The sequence below is a fragment of the Polynucleobacter sp. TUM22923 genome, assembly GCF_030295705.1.
In the GTDB taxonomy this organism is placed as follows: Bacteria; Pseudomonadota; Gammaproteobacteria; order Burkholderiales; family Burkholderiaceae; genus Polynucleobacter.
In genome coordinates, this window is the sequence record NZ_AP027274.1 from 461,269 (window position 1) to 480,721 (window position 19,453).

12 protein-coding genes and 1 tRNA gene are annotated in these 19,453 nt (G+C 51.4%); 4 read left to right on the forward strand and 9 right to left on the reverse strand.

Annotated elements, in window-relative coordinates; all coding sequences use genetic code 11:
* Positions 1-10: 10 nt before the first annotated feature.
* Positions 11-547, reverse strand: a complete 537-nt coding sequence (gene ppa / locus QUD86_RS02410; protein WP_286297770.1) for an inorganic diphosphatase — start codon at positions 545-547, stop codon at positions 11-13.
* A gap of 107 nt (positions 548-654) precedes the next feature.
* The gene (trxB, locus tag QUD86_RS02415; RefSeq protein WP_286297771.1) at positions 655-1,611 is read right to left on the reverse strand and encodes a thioredoxin-disulfide reductase; all 957 of its coding nucleotides are present in this window, start codon (positions 1,609-1,611) and stop codon (positions 655-657) included.
* Positions 1,612-1,650: 39 nt separating this feature from the next.
* On the opposite strand from trxB, the gene QUD86_RS02420 reads away from it, so the two are divergent.
* The 4 genes from QUD86_RS02420 to QUD86_RS02435 all read left to right on the forward strand — a co-directional run bounded on the left by QUD86_RS02420 (position 1,651) and on the right by QUD86_RS02435 (position 6,318).
* On the forward strand, positions 1,651-3,963 hold the full coding sequence (locus tag QUD86_RS02420) for a DNA translocase FtsK (RefSeq protein WP_286297772.1): 2,313 nt from the start codon (positions 1,651-1,653) through the stop codon (positions 3,961-3,963).
* A gap of 40 nt (positions 3,964-4,003) precedes the next feature.
* Entirely contained in the window at positions 4,004-4,687 is a 684-nt protein-coding gene (gene lolA / locus QUD86_RS02425) for an outer membrane lipoprotein periplasmic chaperone LolA (RefSeq protein ID WP_286297773.1), read from the forward strand.
* Positions 4,688-4,804: 117 nt separating this feature from the next.
* On the forward strand, positions 4,805-6,115 hold the full coding sequence (gene serS / locus QUD86_RS02430; RefSeq protein ID WP_286297775.1) for a serine--tRNA ligase: 1,311 nt from the start codon (positions 4,805-4,807) through the stop codon (positions 6,113-6,115).
* 113 nt (positions 6,116-6,228) lie between these two features.
* Positions 6,229-6,318, forward strand: a tRNA-Ser gene (locus QUD86_RS02435).
* Positions 6,319-6,565: 247 nt separating this feature from the next.
* Here the strand turns inward: QUD86_RS02435 and QUD86_RS02440 are convergent.
* The 7 genes from QUD86_RS02440 to QUD86_RS02470 form a co-directional block, all read right to left on the reverse strand.
* Positions 6,566-8,257 carry a GmrSD restriction endonuclease domain-containing protein gene (locus tag QUD86_RS02440; protein ID WP_286297776.1) on the reverse strand — a complete coding sequence of 564 codons (1,692 nt, stop codon included), beginning with the start codon at positions 8,255-8,257 and terminating at the stop codon, positions 6,566-6,568.
* Between the two features lie 6 nt (positions 8,258-8,263).
* Positions 8,264-11,284: a type III restriction-modification system endonuclease gene (locus QUD86_RS02445; RefSeq protein WP_286297778.1), complete on the reverse strand. Its 3,021-nt coding sequence runs from the start codon at positions 11,282-11,284 to the stop codon at positions 8,264-8,266.
* A gap of 147 nt (positions 11,285-11,431) precedes the next feature.
* Positions 11,432-12,547, reverse strand: coding sequence for a Fic family protein (locus QUD86_RS02450; RefSeq protein ID WP_286297780.1), 1,116 nt, complete (start codon positions 12,545-12,547; stop codon positions 11,432-11,434).
* Positions 12,548-12,560: 13 nt separating this feature from the next.
* The gene (locus tag QUD86_RS02455; protein ID WP_286297781.1) at positions 12,561-14,456 is read right to left on the reverse strand and encodes a site-specific DNA-methyltransferase; all 1,896 of its coding nucleotides are present in this window, start codon (positions 14,454-14,456) and stop codon (positions 12,561-12,563) included.
* 78 nt (positions 14,457-14,534) lie between these two features.
* Positions 14,535-15,221, reverse strand: coding sequence for a DUF4391 domain-containing protein (locus QUD86_RS02460; RefSeq protein ID WP_286297782.1), 687 nt, complete (start codon positions 15,219-15,221; stop codon positions 14,535-14,537).
* Positions 15,218-18,544 carry a helicase-related protein gene (locus QUD86_RS02465; RefSeq protein WP_286297783.1) on the reverse strand — a complete coding sequence of 1,109 codons (3,327 nt, stop codon included), beginning with the start codon at positions 18,542-18,544 and terminating at the stop codon, positions 15,218-15,220. The genes QUD86_RS02460 and QUD86_RS02465 overlap by 4 nt, the downstream gene beginning before the upstream one ends.
* Positions 18,544-19,452, reverse strand: coding sequence for a helix-turn-helix transcriptional regulator (locus QUD86_RS02470; RefSeq protein WP_502928888.1), 909 nt, complete (start codon positions 19,450-19,452; stop codon positions 18,544-18,546). The genes QUD86_RS02465 and QUD86_RS02470 overlap by 1 nt, the downstream gene beginning before the upstream one ends.
* Position 19,453: the final 1 nt, after the last annotated feature.

Below are 19,453 nucleotides of genomic sequence, written 5' to 3' on the forward strand. Positions count from 1 at the left end.
AACTCAGCAATTACTTCTGGGACTTCGCGTAACCTTCAATGCCTTCAAGAATTTCTTTATGGGCATCAGCTACACCACTCCAACCTTTTACCTTGACCCACTTACCCTTTTCGAGGTCTTTATAGTGCTCAAAGAAATGTTGAATTTGATTGAGTTGCAATTCATGTAAGTCTTCAGGCTTTTGCAAATGCTTATAAATAGGCAAAATTTTATCTTCTGGAACAGCTAATAATTTAGCATCCTGACCACCTTCATCTTCCATCAGCAAAACACCAATAGCGCGGCAACTAACTACGGAACCTGGAAAGAGTGGGAACGGTGTCATTACCAAAACATCAACAGGATCTCCATCGCCAGCGACGGTTTGCGGGATGTATCCATAGTTGCATGGGTAGTGCATAGCCGTACCCATAAAGCGATCTACGAATAGCGCGCCACTTTCCTTATCCACTTCGTACTTTACTGGATCCGCATTCATTGGGATCTCAATAATGACGTTAAAACTTTCGGGGATTTTCTTACCAGGACTGACTTTGTCGTAACTCATGAATACTCCAATTGGTGATTAATATATATTTTGATAAAAACCAAAATAATGGGGTGTGGCGAATAAATAATTAATATTAAATCTAATCAGGTTTTTATTTTAAGGCTTTAAGCTAGGGTTTCTAAATAACGCTGAGCATCAAGCGCTGCCATACAGCCCGTACCTGCACTAGTAATGGCCTGACGATAAATATGATCCTGTACGTCACCCGCTGCAAATACGCCGGGAATATTAGTTGCTGTAGCGTTACCTTCTAAACCAGAGTAGGTTTTGATGTAACCATTGTTCATCTCTAACTGATCAATAAACAACTCAGTATTGGGCTTATGGCCAATCGCAATAAAGGCGCCCATGACGGCAATCTCTTCAGTGCTGCCGTCTTGGTTTTTAATGCGTACGCCAGTGACACCTTTTTCGTCACCAAGGACTTCATCTAAGGTCGAATTGAGTTTGAGTTCCACTTTACCTTCGGCTACCTTGGCCATGAGGCGGTCATTCAAAATAGGCTCTGCACGAAATTTATCGCGACGATGAATCACGGTTACTTTTCTAGCGATGCCTGTGAGGTAGAGCGCTTCCTCTACTGCAGTATTGCCACCACCAACTACGCATACGTCTTGGTTGCGATAGAAAAAGCCATCGCAGGTAGCGCAACCAGATACACCACGCCCCATAAAAGCTTCTTCACTAGGTAAGCCAAGGTACTGAGCAGAAGCTCCAGTAGAAATAATGAGGGCATCACAGGTGTAGGTGCCAGAGTCGCCCACTAGCCGAATCGGCTTTTCTGTCAAAGCCGCTGTATGAATGTGATCAAAAATGATTTCAGTATTAAAGCGCTCAGCGTGCTTTAAAAAACGATCCATTAATTCAGGGCCTTGAACGCCGTCTGGATCAGCAGGCCAATTTTCTACATCCGTTGTTGTCATCAACTGGCCGCCCTGAGCGATACCAGTAACAAGGGTGGGGCTCAAATTAGCGCGGGCGGCATAGACTGCTGCTGTGTAGCCGGCAGGGCCAGAACCGAGGATGAGAACTTTGGAGTGTTTTGGGATATTTGTATTCATATTCAAATTATAGGATTGCTTGATTACAATCGGTAGAACATGGTCAGAACTGTATATCCCAAGTCTAAAACTCCCTTGAGCCCAGAGCCCCCCGAGAATCAAGGGCAAGGCAGGCTACCCCGCCTCCTCCTAGAGGCCCGCTGGTTTATCTCCTGCGCCCTCTGTTTGGCGCTATTGGCCATTTTAGTGACCTATTCCAAGGCTGATCCGGCCTGGTCTCACGCTAGTTTTGAGGTGCCCAAGAACCTGGGAGGGCGTTTTGGAGCCTATATCGCTGATTTAATGCTTTATATCTTCGGAATTTCGGCCTTTTGGTGGATAGTGCTATTTGGGCGTCGTGTTCTGAGCGGTTGGCGTGAACTGTGGAGCATTTCCCTTCCGGCCGATCCGCAGGCCAAACCAGACTCTTTATTAGTCCGTTGGCTTGGCTTTGGGCTTACTTTGTTGAGTAGCATGGGCCTTGAGTCTATTCGGCTACATTCGCTGGGCTTGGATCTTCCTAGGCCTCCTGGAGGCATTTTGGGGGAGCTGGTTGGGGATCCCCTTCAAATGACGATGGGATTTACCGGTGCCACTCTGGTTTTGCTGTTTGGTTTGTGTGCTGGACTCTCTTTATTTCTCCATTTTTCATGGCTCGACATCGCAGAAAAAGTAGGGCGTTCTATTGAATTGGCTATTCAGTATGTCCGCGAGCGTCGAGATAGCGAGGAAGATCGTAAATTAGGTGAGGTTGCAGCAGAGGAGCGCGAGGAATTTGTCGAAGAATTTAGGGGTAGGGTAGAAATAGCTAAGCCTATCCAGATTGTGCGTCCTGTGACTGAGATTGTGAAAAGCGCACGAGTAGAGCGTGAAAAGCAGCAGCCCCTCTTTGTTGACATTCCTGATTCAGAATTACCGCCTTTGGCGCTGCTCGATACCGTGCCAGAAGCTAAAGAAACTATTTCTGCAGAAGTGCTGGAATTTACCTCCCGTTTAATTGAACGAAAGTTAGCAGAATTTAATGTGGCCGTGAAGGTGATTGCTGCTTATCCGGGCCCAGTAGTTACCCGTTATGAGATTGATCCAGCAGTTGGCGTGAAGGGGAGCCAAATCGTCAACCTGGCCCGCGATTTGGCGCGTTCACTCGGCGTTGTGAGTATGCGTGTCGTGGAAACCATTCCTGGTAAGACCTGCATGGCCCTTGAGTTGCCAAACCCTAGCCGCCAATCAGTGTATCTCTCTGAGATTCTGAGTTCACAGGTTTACAACGACAGTCACTCGCTCTTAACGTTGGCATTGGGTAAAGATATCTCTGGCAGCCCAATGGTTGCCGATCTGGCTAAGATGCCCCATTGCTTGGTCGCTGGTACCACTGGAGCAGGTAAATCGGTTGGTATTAATGCGATGATTTTATCGATGTTGTTTAAAGCAAAGCCTGATGAAGTTCGCTTGATCATGATTGACCCTAAGATGCTAGAGATGGCTATGTACGACAAGATCCCACATCTCTTGTGCCCAGTCGTAACAGATATGAAGCAGGCCTACAACGCCCTCAATTGGGCTGTGAATGAAATGGAACGTCGCTACAAACTCATGAGTAAGTTTGGCGTGCGTAACTTAGCCGGTTTCAACAAGAAAATCTTAGAAGCTGAAGAGAAGGGTGAAAAGCTTACGAACCCCTTTAGTCTGACGCCGGATGATCCAGAGCCAATTTATAAAGCCCCAGTGATCGTTATCGTGATTGATGAGTTGGCCGACCTGATGATGGTCTCGGGAAAGAAGATTGAGGAATTAATTGCCCGTATTGCCCAAAAGGCGCGCGCAGCCGGTATTCATTTGGTGTTGGCAACGCAGCGTCCGAGTGTGGATGTAATTACGGGATTGATCAAGGCAAATGTACCGACCCGCATCTCTTTCCAAGTTAGTAGCAAGATTGATAGTCGTACCATCTTGGATCAGCAAGGCGCTGAAGCACTTCTTGGCATGGGTGACATGTTGTACATGGCGCCAGGCACAGGATTGCCAGTACGCGTGCATGGCGCGTTTGTTTCTGATGATGAAGTACATCGTGTAGTTGAGTGGCTGAAAGAAAAAGGCGAAGCCAATTACATTGAGGGCGTACTTGAAGGTGCTGATGAATCAACCATTGATGCATTAACCGGCGAGGGCGGTGGCGAAGCAGATCCCTTATACGATCAAGCGGTTGCTATTGTTTTAGACAATAAACGCCCTTCGATTTCTTTGGTACAGCGTCACTTACGCATTGGTTACAACCGTGCAGCACGCCTATTAGAGGATATGGAAAAAGCAGGGCTCGTTTCTAAAATGGGTAATGGCGGTAATCGAGAGATTCTTCACCGAGCATCTGAATAAGATGAGCTTAGTGATGATGACAAGGATGGCTCGTAGATTGATGTCCGTTTTTACTGTCGGTATCTGCATCCAGATGGCTGCAAGCCCAATCAACCCTGTTATGGCTGCCGATGGGCAAACCGGCATTGAACAATTGCGCCAGTTTGTGCGTAATTCAAAGACAGCCGAGGGGGATTTCGTGCAGCAGCAATTGCGCGCTCCAAAAGCTGGCGAGTCGCAAGATAAGGGCTTGAAAGTGGTTCGTCAAACACAGGGGCGCTTTATTTTTCAGCGACCAGGGCGTTTTGTCTGGGATACCCAAAAGCCATATGAGCAAAAATTGATTGCCGATGGTAAGCAGCTGATCCTATGGGATAAAGATTTAAATCAAGCTACCTTTAGACCTGCAGGGCAGGCTCTAGCTGCTACACCAGCCGCCATTCTTTTTGGAGAGACTTCCTTAGATCAGCACTTTGATTTAATGGAGGGAGAAAGTCGTCTGGGTATGCAATGGGTATCGCTGGCGCCCAAGAAAAGCCCGAATGCCAAGAGTGGGAGTGATATGCCCTACACCAAAATGGCGATTGGTATGAGCAATGGCTTGCCAAAAGCATTGGAGCTGATAGATGGACTGGGTAGTGTTGTTTTGGTAACTTTAGATAAGATCCAATTAAATATTGATTTACCGGCCAACCGATTTAATTTTGTACCACCCCAAGGCGCAGAGGTTTTACGCTTGAACTAAAAATAGCTGATAAGTAGCCGTAAAGCAGCTAAGGTAACTAAGCCAACTAAGGTAACTATGGCAGCTAAGGCAAAATATCCCATTAATAAATATTGAATTTGAAAAATTGAGCAAGACATGATTGATCCACAACTACTTCGTAAAGATATCGTCGCAGTACAGGCGCGTTTAGCTATGCGTAAATTTCAATTGGATGTTGAGAAATTTAACGCCTTGGAGTCCGAGCGAAAATTACTCCAAACTCGCACAGAAGAGTTGCAAGCTAAGCGTAATCAACTGTCTAAAGCAATTGGGATGAAAAAAGGGAGGGGCGAGGATGCCGCTATTGAAATGGCAGAAGCCACTCAAATTAATAGTGATATGGAGTCAGGGGCCGCACGCTTAGCTATTTTGCAAGTGGAGATCGCTGACTTTTTAATGGAGATCCCCAATCTACCTGATGAATCTGTGCCTGTAGGTAAGGATGAGGCCGACAACATCGAAGTCAAACGATGGGGCGAAATACCTCAATTTGACTTTGAGGTAAAGGACCACGTTGACCTTGGTGCCCCGTTAGGATTGGATTTTGAGTCAGCAGCGAAAATTAGTGGGTCACGCTTTGTTGTTCTCAAGGGATCTATGGCCAGACTGCATCGAGCGCTCGCACAGTTCATGCTAGATCTGCATACAACACAGCATGACTACCAAGAGATTTATGCGCCTTATATTGTGAATGCTGCATCCATGCGTGGCACAGGGCAGCTGCCGAAGTTTGAGGAAGATCTCTTTAAGGTCCCTCGTCAAATGGGTGGTGAGGGTGATGCTGGTGAACCTCGTATTGAGAATTTCTATCTTATCCCAACAGCTGAAGTACCAGTCACTAACTTAGTGCGAGACGAGATTGTGAATGCAGATCAGCTGCCACTAAAGTTTGTTGCACACACTCCATGTTTTCGTTCTGAGGCGGGTAGTTATGGGCGCGATATTCGCGGCATGATTCGTCAGCATCAGTTTGATAAGGTGGAGTTAGTGCAGATCAGTAAGCCGGAGTCTTCAATGCAGGCCCTGGAAGATCTCACAGCGCATGCTGAAAAAATTCTGGAGCTGCTGGAGCTACCCTATAGAAAAGTACTTTTATGTACTGGCGACATGGGGTTTGGCAGCGTGAAGACCTATGACTTGGAGGTATGGATCCCTTCGCAAAACGCTTATCGAGAAATTAGCTCTTGCTCGAGTATGGGTGATTTTCAGGCGCGACGTATGCAGGCTAGATTTAAAGTGGGGCAAGGAAAACCGGAGCTGGTACACACCTTAAATGGTTCTGGCTTAGCAGTAGGTAGGACAGGTGTTGCTTTGCTGGAAAATTTTCAGCAAGCAGATGGCAGTATTCGGATACCTAAGGTGTTGCAATCCTATATGGGTGGGTTAGAGGTTCTTAAGCCGATCTAACTGAGCGAGCGGGCTATTGCGAATAAGTGGGTTGAACCAATAATTGCCTTACGCCATCTTCTTTTGTAAGCTAGAGGTGGTTATCATCAGTGGCTATAATCTTGTTACGGTTCGGAGAGGTGGCAGAGTGGTCGAATGTACCTGACTCGAAATCAGGCGTACTGTCAAAGGTACCGTGGGTTCGAATCCCACCCTCTCCGCCAAAACCTAGGTTCACAACTTGCTCAGCCTTGTTGTGATCCCGCCAGAGCCCCGCACCACGCGGGGCTTTGCGCTTCTGGCTCCGAACCACGCCCACGGCGCTGGACCGAAAAAGCCGTCTCAAACCCCGTTTATCTCAAAACCTCATGACTTTTCTGGTCTAGGTTCGGAGGTCGGGTTTTTTGAATTTGGGTGGAAAAGCTGTGAACCGACCTGAATGAAATTTCGTTGTTCAGGAGGCTTTGGTCGTCAGCCGGTGATGAACACGTTAAGCCTGTTTGGGATACGTGCGCGACGCACTTCAAGGAACTTCTTGTAGGCAGGGGTGTCAAGCAGCTCTGGATCCAACGGAATCTCTTGGACGCTGAATCCCTCTTCCCCACTCTTTGCCGCAAAAAAGGCCAGGTATTCTTTTGGCGGCTTGTCGCTGATGACGCGGTTTGTCTTGCCACCAATGAATGCCAAGTTGGCTATATCGTCGGCCTCTCGCGAAATCACACCTGCCTTGGTGAGCACAGCCTTTGGAAAAATAGGGTGGAACTGAAGGCGATGTTGAACGCCACTGTGATCAAGGGCAATCGTCAGATTGGAATGCCAGTCTTTTGCGCCAGCCGAGCGGAAGGCCAAGAACATCGTCTTGAACAACGCACTACGTTGGTTTCTTCCCGATAGCTCTTCAGGCGAAATTTCCAGCCTACCTACCTGCGAACGTAGTCGGTCAATCAAGTCCTGGATATCTCCTCCATCCCGAATCGAGGCAATGTCCTGATCAAGCAGTGTCTCACTTGAGCCGCGTGAGAATCGGCCATTGGCGTTAGCCGCAAGCACCCAATAACGCAGCAACTTGGACTCATCTGGCGAAATTTGGTAGTTGCGCTTATGCCCAAAATACGAAATGGCCACCATCATTGACGAAGAGGAAAGCAGTGCTGGACTATCAATGCCGACGTTACTTTTGAGAAAATTCATGGCGAAGTTCATGCCTTCGCAGGCTTCATTCCACGCGGTTTGAAGCCGGGTGATGTCAAGCGAGCTCACCGTCTTGAAACGAGATTGTCCAGTGGCCATGGCCACTAGATTCTTCAAGTGGATACCCAGTTCCAAATCAAATCCGACTTCTTTGCACTTGATTTGAAATGCCTGGAAGGTGTGAAGTGAGTTTTTCCACTTTGCAGTGATTTGGGCCAGCGCTAGATCAGAGCTTCGAAGCTTTGCGCCAAGTGAGTTGACGCGCACAAAGATCTCAGTCACCTCGTCATAGGAAAGCGTGCGCTCCAGCACATCCATGCGGTACACGTACTTCTTGACGGCCCTGAGGCGATCAAGACGTTGGCTATAAAGGTCTGCACGAGGGTCATCAAAGGAGGTCACGCCAGCCCGTTTGAGGAAATCGGTGTTGCTTGTGCTCTTGAAAACCTCTGAGACTTTGACCCAGCGCGGACTACTTTCCAACTTGCGGGTCGATACAACGAAGGTCATTCGGTCAAAACGCTGCTGGAGTTCATCCTCCGATGCGTCCACCTGGTCGGGCTCGGTGTCATCAACGTCACTTTCCTCATTGATTTCCATGAAGCCCTGAAGCTCATTGGGGTGCTCAAGGTTGAAAAGAATTTCAATCGGACGCTTTCTGCCGCGAACATTCACAGGCTCACCACGAATCACAGCGGAAAGAGATGTGAGCCGCTGCTGCCCGTCTAAAAGCAGTCGTGTTGTTTTGTAGGGGTTACTTTGTTGTCCAACCGCCATGGCTTGCAATGGCACATCTTCGTCAGTCTCCCAAAGCAAGATCGCTCCGGAGGGGTAGCCACGATAAAGGGAGTCCAGAAGATCACGAACCCTGGTTGATCGCCATACATACTGCCGCTGCATCTCAGGCAAGCGTAGCTCGCCACGTTCAATCATTCCGACTAGTTCGTCAACCGATGCTTCTGCTTTTGCCATGATTTTTTACCCCACCAACTCCATCAGCTTCCCATACCCATCCACCACGTCGTACTTCACCTGGTCGGATGTGATTTTGGCGAAAAATTTTCGGGCGCAGTCAATCTTACTTTGCTCGATTTTTCGCAGGTCCATGCTGGACATGGAACCCTTGGTTTCTGCGACAAAGTAGACGTGTTTCACCTTGCCCTCCTGGAAGGCAATGGCCCAATCCGGGTTGTAGTTGCCAACCGGGGTAGGGATAAAAAAACCGCGTGGTAGCTTGGCGTACACCACCACTTCGGTGCTGGCATCCAGCTCACGCACAAAGTTGCGTTCGTTCTTGGAGTCGGTGAAAACGTAATCGTAGATGTGGTGATTGGCCTTGACCGCTTTACTGAAATCTTCCTTGGCCTTGTCCTGGGTGAAGATGTCCATGTGGTACGTGTCGCCCGTGGGGTCGTAGGCAATGTGCTCCACTATCACAGTGGCCTTTTGCTCGTTCATCTGCCGGGCCGCTTTTTGCATGAAGTCTTCCGGGTTGGTCCGGTACTGACTGAACACCGCCTTGTTGATTCCCTGCAAGACACTGGCCACGGTGGATCGTGTCAATTGCGTCTCTCCGGCCAGCCGTCCAATGAGGTCGTACTTCACCGCAGAGTGCGCTGACGCCCGGTGAAAATCCGTGGTGGATTCGGTCACTTTGAAGGATTCACCCTGGCGAATTCCGTCATAGGTTGCCGTGTCGGTCTGCTCGCCCGCCACCACGGTATATTGCATAGGGCTCACTTTGAGTTCGGCTTCCAAGGCCTTGACACACTTGGCCACCAGCTCCGGCGTTTCAAATTCCACCGTGTACGCTGCCTTGTGGTTGATGCGATTCCACAGCGCCTTGAACTCGGCCTTGTCGAAGTTGGCATTGAGCGGGTTGGTTTTTGCCTTGCGGTCATTCCCAATGTCCGGCAGTTGCGCATCGCTGAACACGCTATCAATTAGCCCCAGTACCTGCTCGGCGTGAACCGCCAATTCCTCGGGCAGGTCGGCAAGCTGGCCTTCCTTTTTGGCGTCATGGTACTTCTGCGTGATGTTGCGCTTCTTGTCCACGTAGCCGTTTTGGATCAGGTAGAACTCGATGTCGGTTGCCATCTCGGCGGTAACTTCGACATCGCCGCTCGTGGTTTGGAGGACTTTGCCTTTGAAATATGCTTGGTCCGCCACCCGTGGCCGCTCCGACAATCCGTCGCTGATGTCGCGCTGCAACGCGGTCACAAAGTCCTTGTAACTCTCGCTGGCCACCACGGTCAGCACGTTGATTTGGTGCACCGTGGCCGGGTTGTCCATGCGGTCGCCATGCTGATTGACGGACAAGCGCAGGCCGCGCCCGACTTCCTGGCGACGGCTCACGGTGTTGTCGCTGTGTTTGAGCGTGCAGATCACAAACACGTTCGGGTTGTCCCAGCCCTCGCGCAATGCGGAGTGGGAGAAGATGAAACGCACCGGCTCCTCAAACGACAACAGGCGTTCCTTGTCTTTCAGAATCAAGTCGTAGGCATCCACGTCATCGGTTTCTGTGGATTTCTTCCCGGTTTCCGGGTCCACCATCCGCTTGGTCTTCTTATCAATAGAGAAATAACCGTTGTGCGTCTTGCCGGTCGCGATTCCTTTCAGATACCGGTTGTACGGCGTGTCATCCAGCGTCAGCACCTCGGAGAGCTGCTGGTTGTACTCCTCCTCAAACATCCCGGCGTACTCACCGGGCTGCTCGCCTGCTTCGTTATAGCTGCGGTACTTGGCCACCGCGTCAATGAAGAACAGCGACAGCACTTTGATGCCCTGGTTGAACAGCGCCTGCTCTTTCTCAAAGTGGGCTTTGACGGCCTCCCGAATTTGAATGCGTCGCAAGGCCGATTCACTGACATCGCCAGTCGCCTCACCCGCCATCAGCTCATGGCCATTGGTGAAACTCACCGTGTTGGTCAAGGCGTTGATGTCAGCCACCACAAAGCCACGGTACTGCTCCAAATCGCCGGACATGTCGAACAGATTGTCATTGCGCGCGAGTTTGCGCAGCACGCGCTTGATGCCGTTGTTCTGCTTGATTTCCAACTCCACCCGCGCCACCGGGGCAGCGGTAGAAACCTCAATCGACTCCAAATACAGGTACGCATTGGTGCCGGTCAAGCCCTTGACTGAGATACCGCGCACGGAGATTTTCTTGACCAGCTTTTGGTTGTACGCATCCAGCGCGTCCAGGCGGTGAATTTTGTTGTGCGTCGTTTTGTGCGTGGCGGAATAACGCAGCACAGCCAGTGGCTTGAAGTTCACCAATGAATCGAGAGTTTTGCCACCCTCCATCTTCTGCGGCTCGTCCAGGAAAAGCACCGGCCGGTTGGCGCTGATCACGTCAATCGGTCTGCGCGACTGGAAGTCGTCCAGCTCTTCGTAAATGCGGCGGGCGTCCTTGCCGGTGGCGTTGAAGGCCTGCACGTTGATGACCATGACATTAATGCCCGCATCACTGGAAAAGCTTTCCAGGTTGTGCAGTTGCTTGGAGTTGTAAATGAAGAAGCGGGCGCGCTTCTTATAGTCGTCCAAAAAGTGCTCGGCGGTGATTTTCAGCGACTTGAACACGCCTTCGCGGATGGCAATGCTGGGCACCACCACAATGAACTTGCTCCACCCATAGCGGGCGTTCAGCTCGAACATGGTCTTGACATAGCAATACGTCTTACCCGTGCCGGTCTCCATTTCCACGTCCAGGTTGAAGTCACACACCTTGGTTCTGACCAAGGCGTTTGAGAGCGGCAGGTTTTGCCTGCGCTGCACGGCGTGGATGTTCTCCAACACCTGACCGGGGGTCAACGCCAGATCGGCATTCTTGAAACCCACAGTTTCCAACTCTGCCGCCGCCTGGCCACCGGCATCGACGGCACGGCCTGGGTCCACACGGTAGTTCAATACCTCGCGCTTTGGTTGCCCGAGAAAACAGTCCGCCACCGCCTCCACTGCGTTGGTCTGGAAGGCTTGTTTTTTGAATTTTAGTTTCATGTGTTTCTCTGCAATGTCTCTGCAAGCTTCTATTTTTACTCTGCAATTTTGTGGAGCCTTGGGACTCCACAAGCCGCGTAGTGGAGCGCAAAACAAAAAATAGACTCCACAAACGTGTTTGTAGCGCGCACGGGCTCCACAACCATTTCAGAGCACCTCGTGGCCCTCGGCTAGATTGATCAGTCGGGGGAAGCACAGTGTGGCAGGCCGTCGGCCACTCCCAGCTTGTAGCTCCCGCAAGATACCCGCTGCCTTCAACTGCCGGAGCAAACCTGGGGTTGTCTTTTCGTGAATGCCAAACTCCCGAAACATTCGCGCCGTCAAGTCCGACGAGCGAAAAATCGGCTTAATAAAGATCGCATCCAGCACGTGTACCGTGTACTGCGAATGCGTGGCCGCCTGAATCGCCAGTTTCATCTCTTCGTAGAGTGACTGAATGGCCGTCACGCGCTTGCTGTTTTGCGCCGCCTGAGTGGTGATGGCCTGCAAAAAAAATGCAATCCAACCATTCCAGTCGCCATCTTCCGAAATGGCTTTGAGTCTTGCGTAATATTCTTCCCGATGATTTTCAAGATACTCCGACAAGTAAAACATGGGCTGTGACAACGCCCGTTTTTGAAACAGGAAAAGCGGAATCAAAATGCGACCAATCCGGCCATTGCCATCCTTGAACGGATGAAGCAACTCAAACTGGGCATGCAGCACAGCCGTTTGCAACAAAAAATCCACATCGTCACTGTCGAGATAATGCTCCCAAGCTTGTAGATGGTCCGGCAGTTGGATGGGGTTGGGCGGTACAAAACTGGCTTGCTCCATCGTGCAACCATGTTTTCCAATCCAGTTCTGGTCAAGACGGAATACCCCAGGCGTCTTATCCTGCCCACGCACACTGCCCATCAAAATACGATGTAGCTCCCGAACAAAACTCAGTCGGATGGGGTAATCCTTCAAGTACTCACGCGCCGAATAAAGGGCTTTCCGGTAGTTGGAAATTTCTTGAATGTCCTCGTATTTCTGACCCTCCTTGATCAGCCCCGCTTCTTGCTCCAACACTTCATCAACCGTGGCTTGCGTGCCTTCAATTTTGGACGACAGAACCGCCTCCTGCGTAGCCAAAGGCGACAGCATCACCGCAGGGTTGGGGATGCCTTGCAATAGGCCATCGTATCGGGCCAGTGCCGCATTGGCCTGCCCTACCAGTGGCAACAGCAAACGGTAATCCAGGTCGGTAATCGGTAATGCATTGGGGATGTAGGGCTGCATGGGGGCGTTTCTTTCAAATGCACTTGACTTCGGTGGTGGGCGACATCAGCTTGAAGATTTGCTCCACGTTGATTTTTATGCTGTCGCTGGCAAAGCCAGCATCGCGGAACACCACTCGCAGGGGCTCACGCTTGGCCAGCAGCTTCACGAAATCTTCGTTGACGCCCTCATCAAAGCATGCCGCCAGTGCATTGCCATCGACAAAGTACACGGTCTTGCCTGCGATGGCTTCCTTGGATATGGGCAATGCCAGGTCAACGCCCCAGTCCAGCAGCACCTGGAACAGCAAGTCCTCGGACGTGCGGTCTTCGCGGATGTTGTTGACTTGATCGGTCAGCAGGTCTTGCGAGACGGCGTCGGGGGTGTAGAACACCTCTTTCATGTTTGAGCTGTCGATTTTGAGAACACGAAAACCGATGTCGAGGTTTGAATTAGTTATTGCATGTTCATCTTTGACTTTTTTACCCGCACGGCGAATACGATCCTTGCAGATTTCTGCAATAGTTTTATAGCCAGCTTTAAATGCATCACTCCCCAAGTCACAAACCTCTGGAAGCTGAACCATGATTCCCCTTCGCGTGCCGCCATCTCTTAGATTCAAAGTCATCAGCGCATGTGCAGTCGAGGAAGATCCCGCAAAAAAGTCTAAGACAATTTCATCACCACCCGAACTAGTGCCAATTTCTAGTAGTTGCTCAATTAGCTTACTCGGCTTGGGATATGAAAATATCTTTGCATTTCCAAATATATCGAGAATTTCATTAGTGCCATGCTGGCTGAAAACATTATCTATAAGTGAAAAGGCTTTTGCCTCACGAGTAATCCCATGCTCATCTTTTAGATATTGTTTACTATGCACACTCCACTCACCTTTCTTATCTTTTAAGAACTCCAATTCCGCATTACTTGCAGCTATTCGGACTCGTTCCCGACTCCAATACCACTGTCGTTTCGGGTTTATGAGCGTTCCATCGGGTGCTTCGATCGGAAATACTAAATTTACACGCTCATCTACGGCTTTACCGGCTTCTAACGGGTGAGTCCTGTATGGCCCACGTATGCTGAAATTAGTATCCTTAGATTTGTAATAGCGTTGGATGCTTTCGTCACTTAAAGGAATAAATATTTCCCCCAAGTCGTTTATAGATTTTGCGTAAATTAAGATGTACTCATGTAGAGTCACTAAATGCTTTTCCTTCGCTCCTCCTCCATACCTTTTTTTCCAAATAATACAGTCAACAAAATTCTCTTCACCAAAAATTTCGTCACAAAGCTTTCTCAGATTAGCACCTTCATTATCATCAATTGAGATAAAAACAAGTCCATCTTCGCGCAGTAAATTTCGTGATAGCTTCAGACGAGAATAAATCATGCTTAACCAGTCGGAGTGCATGCGACCGTTGCTTTCAGTATTCGCCACCAGTCGATTGCCCTGTATATCCTTTTGATTGGAACGCTCAAAATAGGAAGCAGAATCCTCCGCAAAATCATCCTCATAAATGAAATCATTCCCCGTGTTGTAAGGCGGATCGATGTAGATCATCTTGACCTTGTTCAGATAGGTCTCTTGCAGCAGTTTCAGCGCATCAAGGTTGTCGCCCTCAATGAACAGGTTTTGCGTGGTGTCAAAGTCCACGCTCTCCTCACGGCACGGGCGCAGGGTTTTGGCAATGGGTGCATTGGCGGTCAGCAACGCTTCGCGTTTGCCGGGCCAATTGAGCTGGTAGCGCTCCTGCGGGCCTTCCACGATGGAACCAGACAGCTCCTGGCGCAGTTGGTCAAAGTCTATGCTTTTCGTCACCACGCCGTCGGCATCGCGCGCCTCGGCCATGCAGTTAGGGAACAGCGCCGCAATTTTGTCGATATTGGCCTGCGTAAGGTCAGGGCTGTGCATTTTCATTTTATTCATGGTCAATTAGGCTTCTAGCCCCCGTGGAATATGCGCAAGCAGATATCAAATGTATAGCTACTGCAATATTGATTTCATTCATGAGGCCAGCAAACCCAGCTCTGTGCGAAGGGTGCGCAACTCGGCGTTGATTGTGACCTTGCGATTGAACTGCTTTTCAGCGTTCAACCGGGATTCAAGTTTGGCAGCGGCAACCTGCTTTGCAGCCAGTGCAGACAGGCGGTCTAGCTGGGCACGCAGCGATTCGCCTAGACGGGCTGGCAAGGCAAAGTGCTGACGCAAAAGCTGCTCGTAAAGGCCCAGCAAATCCAGCGCCATAGGCAATGCAGGCCGGACAACACCGTCGCTTTGCCACGGTGCGGCGTGGTAGTCCCCCACCACCCACTGGTCACTGGCAGCATCGCTGGGCCGCTTGTGTGCCGCAACGGGCCGAGTGCGCCCGTCAAACCGTAGGTTGAAGAGGATGGGGAAGGGTATGGCCTTGTCGATACACCGAAGCACCAAATGACTGATGTCAGGCAGCTTCAAAGCCACCTCAAACACTTCAATCTCCGGGACGCCAGCCTTTGCGGGCAGGTTGATGGTTTCGGGTGAGAGCTTGTAAGCCCAAGTGATGCTCTCTACCTGCTCTACAAACATGGCACGCAAGGCTGCGCTGGGCTTGGCATGGGCGTAGATTTTGGTCTTGGCCACTGGGCGGTCAACCTTTGCCTGGCGTGGCCATGCAAACAACGCGACCGGCTGGGTGTCCAAAGTGGCAGTCATGGGGCCTGAATCACCAAGAAGCTGATCAGTTCAAAGTCTTCGAGCCCGGCAACTTCTTGCACCAAAGCGCTGGTCTTGCCCGGTGAGAACAGGCTGTCCACGTCTTGCTCTTGCTGGCGGTCGATCATCGAGCGGATCGCCTTGTCCAGCAATGTGGAGTAGGCCTTCATATTGCGGCCATCGTCTGTGACTTTGTTGAAGGGCTCAAAAGCGGCGGGCATCGGCTCACTGCGGCCTTTGCAGGCCGTACGGGCCAGATCCAGCAAGGCTTTGACCTCCATGTGGTCGGCAATGATGGAGCCGTCCATGCCGATATAAACCAAGTAATACGGGTGCAGCCGGTTCTTTTGCTGCACTACCCCACCAGCTGCACCACTCAACAGGCGGTTGCGAAGAGTAAAAATAACGCCGGGCTGCAAGCCTTTGTCCGGGTTGGCGGGCACCACAGCATGCAAGCCATTGGGGAGGCGGGCCAGGTCGTCATGGGCTTTGACGTAGTTCAGCAAATCCATGCGGAAGTCGTTCAGGCCCAGGTCGGTAATAGATACCCCGGTTTTGAGGTCTTCCATCTCGATAACCTCCTCCTGCAAGCGGCGCAATTGCTCCTTGCGGTAGGCCACGTCGTTGGCCTGGGAAGACAGCACGTTGTCATCGCCCGTGGCGGTCACGTCGGCAATCATCATGCGGCTTTCCACCCGCTCTTTGAGGCGGATGTACTCGTCCAGGCTGATATCGGGCCAGTAGTTGACCAACTGGATACGCGCATTAGGAGAGCCAATACGGTCCACCCGGCCAAAGCGCTGAATGATGCGCACCGGGTTCCAGTGGATGTCGTAGTTGATAACGGTGTCGCAGTCCTGCAAGTTCTGGCCTTCGGAGATGCAGTCGGTGCCTATCATCACGTCGATTTCGCCCGGCTCATGCGGCATGGTCAGCGCCTTCTCTTTGGCGCGGGGTGCAAACAGCGTGAGCATGGTTTGAAAATCAATCCCTTGGCGCGGATTCGCGGCCAGCCTGAGTGTGGTTTTGGGCTCGGTAGAGCCGGTAACCTTGCCGGTGTGGATGCCGTGTTTCTGGAACAGGCTTGCGGCCAAGTTGTCGTACAGGTAGTTGGCGGTGTCCGCGAACGCAGTGAATATAAGCAGCTTGCGGTTGCCGGGATTAATGGGGTTGGCCACCTTGTGCTCGATCTGCGCTTTGAGGTGTTGGAGCTTGGCATCGTCCGCCGGAGTGATTTTGGCCATTTCAGCCAAAAGCCCGTCAATGACGGCCAGGTCAGCGCCAAGGTCATGCTCCCAGGATGGCAAGTCCATATCGCCTAGGTCGATTTGCACTTTGCCGCCCGTGCGGTTGTCATTGCCGCCTCGGTCATCATCCAGGTCGGGTAACAGATCGTCATCAAAATCGGCGTCTTCAAAGTCCGGCGTGTGGTCGGTGAATTTGGCGGCTTTGCCCGACTTTTTGAAGGCGGCAATCTTGGTTAAAGCCTTCTGGTGGTTGCTTTGCAGGCTTTGTAACGTTAGGCGGAACGACGCGACGGAGCTTTCCAGTCGTTTCAGTAAGTTGACCGTCATCAGCGCCTGCAAGCTTTTCTCGCGGTCGGCCTGCTTTAACTTGCCACCACCGCTGGCCACCTCGGTGTCGTACATATCCTCGTATTTCTTGATACGGCTGGGCAGGATGTAGCTCACTGGGGCATACACGGCCAGCTTTAAGAGCGAGAGCTGGTTGAAGATGTCATTGAAGCCAATCACGTCGGTGCGCTTGGTCAACGGGCAGTGGAACGACAGCGGTTTAAGGCGTTCCGGGAAGTTACCGATGTCCTTGGTGTCGTAGAAGGTTTCGATGTGCTTGCGCGACCGGGCAATGGTTACGCTGTCCAGCAACTCGAAAAAGTCGAAGTCCAGCGCAGCCAAGATGGCGCTGGCGGTACGCTCCTCGGGTGGCAACTTGGTCCAGGTGTTAAACGCCGTTTGTGCGCGCCGGAATATCTCGTCAATGTCCTTCTCGGTGCGCAGCTTGTCACCCAGCAAACCGGCGTTGCCTTCATAGGCCAGGGCCAGTTGGTTGCGCAGATCGTTGAACCTGTTGTTGACCGGAGTGGCAGACAGCATCAGCACCTTGGTTTTGACGCCCTGCTTGATAACGGAGTTCATCAGCTTCTGGTAGCGAGTCTCCTTGTCCTTGTAGACATCGTTGTTGCGGAAGTTGTGCGACTCGTCGATAACCACCAGGTCATAGTTACCCCAATTGACCCGGTTAAGTGGCGTGCCAAACGACTCGCCACTGGTGCGCTGCAAGTCGGTATGGCAGAGCACCTCGTAGTTGAACCGGTCTTTGGCGAAGATGTTGGTTTTGAGATTGCGGTTGTAGGTGAGCCAGTTGTCGGCCAGTTTCTTGGGGCACAGCACCAGCACCGAGCGGTTGCGCAGCTCGTAATACTTGATGACGGCCAGCGCCGTGAAGGTTTTACCCAGGCCCACACTGTCGGCCAGGATGCAGCCGTTGTAGGTTTCCAGCTTGTTGATGATGCCGGTGGCGGCATCGCGCTGAAAGTTGAACAGTTTTTGCCACACCAAGGTGTCCAGGTAGCCAGTGCGGTCGTTGGGCAACACGTCTTCGTTGAGGTCTTCTAGGAACTCGTTGAAGATGTTGTAAAGCATCAGGAAGTAGATGCGCTCGGGCGAATTTTCTTGGTAAACCGACGCGATGTGCTCGCATACGAGATTTGTAACGTCGGTGAGCTTGTCAGGATCAGCCCAAATCTGGTCGAACAGGTTCAGGAACACGCCGGTATGACCGGGCTCGTCGAACTTGTTGACGATATTAGACACCGCGTTGCCACGCTGGTAACCCAAGTCGACAGCAGTAAAGCCATGCAGCGGCATGTAAACCGCATTGGGCGTTGCTGCGGCAGCGGTCTGCACCGCTGCAAACTGCTGCATGGGTGCGCCGCCACTGTTGGACCGAAACTTGGCCTTGCGGCGCATCCAGTCGGCACATTCGCGGGCGATGGCACGCTGGGTCAGCTTGTTTTTAAGCTGCACCTCAAACTCGGTGCCGTAGAAGCTGCGCTCAGCCCCTGCTTTTGGAATGTGGAATTCGCGCCGTTCTTTCTTTACTGCATCGGTCACTTGCTCAGGGATGAACGAAGGCGACGTGAAAATGAATTCCAATGCATCGATGGTTTCCAGCTCAGCCTTTAATGCTTCGTATGCATAAATGGAGAAACACGAAGCTGCTACTTTCAGCCGTCCGCCGGGTTTTAGCTTTTCTTTGAGATCGTCGCCAAGCAGGTTGTTGATGTTGTCGATCAGTTCCATTACTCATCAGCCTTTTCATTGGACGAATGGCCTGGCGCCAGTGTGGCACTCTCCACACCGTACAGCGTCTGATGATTGCGCAACCATAAATGATGCTCTTTGCAATCCAAGCTGTGGTCCGTCGTGCAGTCCACCGACCAACGCCTTAGTGCATAGCCAACAAGAGGGGCTCGCATGTCAATGCTGAACATGCCCTTTTCCATGCGAAAGTCAGCTTCGACGGCTTTGGGATGTTCTAGCCCTGGGTGCGGGACCATCTCCAGTCGAACAATACGAGCCCATTGGGCATCTGCCTCAATTTGCTGGGCGTCTGGAATTGGTTTGTTCAGGTTCTTTGCTTTGACGATGCGAGTCAGCGAGAAGTCGGCAAAGCGCTCGCGTTCGCAGTCATAGGCGCGCAAATGCCAACGCAAGCCAGTGTCAGCAAGGGCCAGCGGGCTTAGAGTCTTAGTTGATGCACCTGAGGCAACAGACAGGTAACTGACTTTGACTTGGCGCTTGTTGGCGATTGCCCGAGTGAGAACAGCCAAGGTCTCAAGGTCTGGCTTGACGAGGTCGCTGGCGGTTTCGCATGGAACTGTGCAGCGCAGCTTGAGGTCTAGGCCATCTCCAAACCCTGATCTAAACCAAGTGAGCACGCGGTCAGCGGTGTGCTCGAACAACGGCGAGAAATAATCAGTGGTCGCGTAGCGGCGCTGAGACGGGTCGTAAATAAGGTTGTGCGGTGCAAGGCGGCGGTAGGTGGCTAGGTCACGTGCGGTGGCCGCAGGCTTGACCCCGAAGCGCCTTTCGATGTCCGCACGGGACAGGTCTGCACAGAAGTACGCCTTGAATTCGATAAACGACAGCCGCTCCCGCTGGCCTTGGGAGAGGTCGTCTAGCTGAGCTGCAACTCTCTTTGTGACCACA